The organism is Methanospirillum sp., from assembly GCF_035560735.1.
GTDB lineage: Archaea > Halobacteriota > Methanomicrobia > Methanomicrobiales > Methanospirillaceae > Methanospirillum.
This window is the reverse complement of record NZ_DATMYY010000223.1, coordinates 1-2,015: the sequence shown is the minus strand read 5'-3', so window position 1 is coordinate 2,015 and position 2,015 is coordinate 1. Positions and strand designations below refer to the sequence as shown.

At 43.3% G+C, this 2,015-nt stretch carries 3 protein-coding genes; 1 reads left to right on the top strand and 2 read right to left on the bottom strand.

Annotated features, from left to right (window positions below; all coding sequences use genetic code 11):
* Window positions 1–40 precede the first annotated feature (40 nt).
* Window positions 41–541, bottom strand: coding sequence for a rubrerythrin family protein (locus VN429_RS06465; RefSeq protein WP_325631136.1), 501 nt, complete (start codon window positions 539–541; stop codon window positions 41–43).
* Window positions 542–671: 130 nt separating this feature from the next.
* On the opposite strand from VN429_RS06465, the gene radC reads away from it, so the two are divergent.
* On the top strand, window positions 672–1,343 hold the full coding sequence (radC, locus tag VN429_RS06460) for a RadC family protein (RefSeq protein WP_325631134.1): 672 nt from the start codon (window positions 672–674) through the stop codon (window positions 1,341–1,343).
* Between the two features lie 23 nt (window positions 1,344–1,366).
* Here radC and VN429_RS06455 read toward each other — a convergent pair.
* Window positions 1,367–2,015 (bottom strand): flavodoxin family protein (locus VN429_RS06455; protein ID WP_325631132.1); only part of this gene is annotated, 649 nt, incomplete at its 5' end.

The following is a 2,015-nucleotide window of genomic DNA, read 5'->3' as shown; positions in this document are numbered from 1 at the left end:
CAGACCAGAATCTGGATCACAAGATAAAAATAAATGTAATTCAGAGGGAGATCTCTGACCACTTTGATCCGGGCACTCCACAGATGGGGCAGCTTCCGGGGGCTTTATCCAAAGTTACATTTCCGCAGACCGGACATAGATAAATATGTTCAGCCTGGAGATCTTTTCCAGACTTAACTGCAGCAAGGGCTTTTTCATACAGACCGGCATGAACCTGTTCAGCCTTCATTGCAAAGGTGAATGAACGGGTAGCTTCAGTGTTTGCTTCTGCTTCTGACTCTTTTAAAAAACCAGGATACATCTCGGTGAACTCTTCAGTCTCTCCAGCAACAGAGGCAGCGAGATTTTCTGCGGTAGAGGATATCCCTAAAACAGAAAGATGCCTTTTAGCGTGAATAGCCTCTGCTTCTGAAGTTGCACGGAAGAGTTTTGCTACCTGAGGAAATCCTTCTTCTGCTGCCTTCTCAGAGAATGATGCATATTTTCGGTTTGCCTGAGATTCTCCGGCAAAACCTGCCTTCAGATTGTCCTTGGTTGCCATACCGGATCATAATACAGATGGCCATAAATTTGTTCTGATTATCGAATGTTCGTACATATTCGTATAAAGAAGAATGAATCCAAGGACAGATCATTCACATCCTTATGGATAAGATGACAACAGAGATATCATGAGGCGGATGCGGGATATTGAGGTTCATGATCGTCCCAGAGAAAAGATGGTGCAAAAAGGGGCAGCATCTCTGGAAGATCACGAACTCATATCAGCAATTCTGGGCAAAGGAACACCAAACCGTGATATTATTTCAATTTCAAGGGAAGTTGCAGATCTTTTAAAAAAGGAGGATTTGCCAGGGTATGACCAGCTCATCAGAGTTGAGGGTATAGGGCAGTCTAAGGCCTGTGTTCTTCTGGCATGCTTTGAAATTGCCCGAAGATATGGAAAACCATCCGAGGAGCCCACCATCAAAATTACCAGGCCAGAAGACATTCTTCAGTTGCCTGAGATCGCTGATATCAGAACAAAAAAGCAGGAACATTTTCTGGTCGTGACTCTTAATGGGGCATCAGAAATGATACAGCCAAGAATTATTACAATGGGCCTTCTCAACCACAGTCTCGTGCACCCTAGGGAAGTTTATTGTGATGCAATAACAGACAGGGCGGCTTCAATCATCTGTGTTCATAATCATCCTTCAGGCAGTCTTGAACCAAGCACACAGGATATCAGCATCACGACCCAACTTGCACAGGCAGGAACTATTTTAGGCATTCCCCTGTTAGATCATATAATAATCTCAAAGACAGGAATTACATCGCTGAAAGAATGGGGATTTTTATAATGTTTATCAGATCCATGGTATGATTATTCAGTATTGCAATATTTTCCGGTGAGGAGTCCACCAAGTCTGAACCCTTTCTGATATGCATCATCAAGAAGATCAGGGAATCTATCCAGGTCCACTTTGTTGTCCATGTCCCTGATAAGGAGTTCATCGTCATACCTACAGTCCAGAATATCACAGAATGACCTGACTGAAAGAGTAACCCCATCAAAATTTTCTGGAATGTTCATCCCAGATATAGAAAGAAGAAGTGTGCGTCGAACAGACCTTTTTTCCTTTGAAACAAGTCTCTTTTTTCTCACGTATTTGGCGCAATAAAAGACCTGAAACCGATCCATGAACGATTTCAGATGACCGGGTATTCCCATGGTCATTACCGGCGTAGCAATGATCATACTACCCATCTCCCTGAATGCAGGATACAGACCACTGACATCATCCTCTATCATACAGGTCTCATGATCTTTGCAAAAATAAAACTCCCGGCAGGCAGTCAGTTCAAGTTCCGGTACATGAATAACCCGAACATCACATCCAGCTGCTTCAGCACCGGATACTGATTTTTTTAATAATTTAGCGGTATTGCCTTCAGTAAGCGGACTTCCCAGAAGCGCGATGATCTGTGGTCTCATACCACTGATATTCGCCGATCTCCAGACAAGTATGTTT

Coding starts and splice junctions, on each gene's coding strand:
- VN429_RS06465 (WP_325631136.1), bottom strand. CDS start 541: ATGGCAACCAAGGACAATCTGAAGGCAGGTTTTGCCGGAGAATCTCAG.
- radC (WP_325631134.1), top strand. CDS start 672: ATGAGGCGGATGCGGGATATTGAGGTTCATGATCGTCCCAGAGAAAAG.